The organism is Loktanella sp. SALINAS62 (genome assembly GCF_018263905.1).
In the GTDB taxonomy this organism is placed as follows: Bacteria; Pseudomonadota; Alphaproteobacteria; order Rhodobacterales; family Rhodobacteraceae; genus Loktanella.
Genome location: NZ_JAAFZU010000032.1, coordinates 1 through 259, shown reverse-complemented (window position 1 = coordinate 259; position 259 = coordinate 1). Strand labels below are relative to the sequence as shown.

General features: G+C 61.4%; 1 protein-coding gene. It reads right to left on the bottom strand.

The features are described 5' to 3' along the window. A partial coding sequence (locus GZH79_RS12010; RefSeq protein ID WP_211644031.1) for a transposase occupies positions 1 to 259 on the bottom strand: 259 nt, incomplete at both ends.

Genomic DNA, 259 nt, shown 5'->3' with positions numbered 1-259 from the left:
CGCATGCCATCCCTGTTGACGCCGAGAGCAACATAGACGGCCTTGTTCTTGACCATGCGGCTGTCCGCGTCGCGGATCTTGACCCGCAGAGCGTCGAAAATGACGATGGGATACATTCGGTCCAGCGCGCGGCTCTGCCATTCCCGAACCTCGTCCAGAACGGCATCTGTGACGCGGCTGATCAGGTCGGGCGACACTTGCAGGCCATAGACATCCTCGAGATGGGCGCGAATGTCACGCACCGTCAGACCGGCGGCAT